This is a genomic window from Actinomadura sp. NPDC049753 (assembly GCF_040674655.1).
GTDB classification, from domain to species: domain Bacteria; phylum Actinomycetota; class Actinomycetes; order Streptosporangiales; family Streptosporangiaceae; genus Spirillospora; species Spirillospora verrucosospora.
Genome location: NZ_JBFARL010000428.1, coordinates 1 through 1,967, shown reverse-complemented (window position 1 = coordinate 1,967; position 1,967 = coordinate 1). Strand labels below are relative to the sequence as shown.

Below are 1,967 nucleotides of genomic sequence, written 5' to 3'. Positions count from 1 at the left end.
CGCGTCGATCTGCTGGCGCGCGATCAGTGCCCGAACGAAGCTGGTCTTGCCCGAGGCTGGTGGACCGACGAGCCGCCGACCGGGGAGCATCCGCCCGCGCAGGCCCCCGGGCTCAGCCCGTGACGCCGCTCAGTCCATGACGGGGGCGACGGCCCGGACGGTGTCGATCGTGTCGGCCTCGGCGGCCGACTTGTCGGGCCGGTACCGCAGGACGCGGGCGAACCGCAGCGCGATGCCGCCGGGGTAGCGGGGGCTGTGCTGGACGCCGTCGAACGCGATCTCGACGACCAGTTCGGGCCGGACGTGCACCGTCCAGGAGTCCTCGCGCACGGCCAGCTCGCGCAGCCTCCGCGTCTGCCAGGCGAGCAGCTCGTCGGTGAGCCCCTTGAAGGTCTTGCCGAGCATGACGAAGCCGCCGGTCTCGGGGTCGCGGGCGCCGAGGTGCAGGTTGGACAGCAGGCCCTGCCGGCGGCCGTGCCCCCACTCGACGGCGAGGACCACGAGGTCGAGGGTGTGCCGGGGCTTGACCTTGATCCAGCCCGCGCCGCGCCGCCCGGCCGTGTACGGGGTGTCGAGGGCCTTGACGACGACGCCCTCGTGGCCGCGCGCGACGGCCTCGTCGAAGATCTCCTTGGCACGGGCGGGGTCGGCGGTGACCGCGCGGGGCATCCGCAGCTCCTCGGGGACGACCCGCGCGAGCGCGGCGTACCGCTCGGCCCCGGGCGCGTCGAGCAGGTCCTCGCCGCGCGCGCCCTGCGGAGGGGCGTCGCCGGCCTCCACGAGGTACAGCACGTCGAACAGGAAGACGGCCAGCGGCACCGGCTCGGTGTCCTTCGCCGTGCGGGTCGCGGTGCGGGCGGAGGTGACCTGGAACGGGTGGGGGCGGCCGTCCGGCCGCAGGGCGATCAGCTCGCCGTCGAACACGGCCTCGTGGACGGGCAGCCCCCGCACCGCCTCCACCACCTCGGGCAGCCGGGAGGTGATCTCGTCCAGCGTCCGGGTGAACACCCGGACCCCGTCGCCGGACACGTGCACCTGCGCGCGGATGCCGTCGAGCTTCCACTCGACGGCCGCCTCGCCCCCGAGCTTGGCGAACGCCTCGTCGACCGAGGGCGCGGCGGCGGCCAGCATCGGCTTGACCGGCCGCCCCACCTCCAGCGTGAACGCGCGCAGCCCGTCCACCCCCTCCGCGAGGGCGGTCGTCGCGACCGGGCCGAGCGAGCCGCGCAGCATGAACGCGCGCCGGACCTCGGCGGAGGGCACCCCGGCGGCCGACGCGATCGCCTCGGCCATCACCCCGTCCAGCGCGCCCTGGCGCAGCTCGCCCGCCAGCAGCCTGACGAGGAAGCCCTGCTCGGCGGCGGTGGCGCGGCCGAACAGCGCCGCAAGGAGCTCGCGCCGCCGGGCGACCGAGCCCGGCCCGGACACGGCGCCGATCTCGTCGAACGCCGCGTCGACCTCGGACACGGTCAGGGACGGTTCCGCGGCGGGCGGCGGAAGGTCGCGCAGCGCGGCGTACCCCACCCCGATCTGGCGTTGCGGCAGCTCTCCGGACAGGTAGGCGACCACGGTCGCGGCCTCGCCCGGATCGGCCGCGCGCAGGCACTCCGCGAGCGCCGACACCTTGGCCTTGCGGCCCGAGGTGCCCGCGACCGCCTCCGAGGTCCGCGCGATGTCCGCTGTCAGCATCCCTTCATTGTGACCACCGGGTCTGACGAACGGCACCGCGAGGGGGCCTGGTCAGGCGGCGCGGCCCTGGTTACGTTGACGGGTGGCGGGAACGGTCGACGGGACGGGAGTGAGGAGTGCGGCGTGGGCCTTCAGCGTCCGGTCGAGCCGTTCCACCGGCCGTATGCGGGTCCGGAGCCGCCGGCCCCGGGGCGGCGCCCGCGCAGGCTGATCGCGGTGCTCGCGGCGGCCGCGGCGCTCGCCGCCGCGGGGGGCGGCGCCGGCCGGGTGAGAGATAG

Annotated in this window: 1 protein-coding gene; it reads right to left on the bottom strand. The window is 76.0% G+C overall.

All coding sequences use genetic code 11. The features are described from left to right. Positions 1-129: 129 nt before the first annotated feature. Positions 130-1,689 (bottom strand): ATP-dependent DNA ligase, encoded by a 1,560-nt coding sequence (locus AB0K37_RS41920; protein WP_363991750.1) that lies wholly within the window; start codon positions 1,687-1,689, stop codon positions 130-132. Positions 1,690-1,967 lie beyond the last annotated feature (278 nt).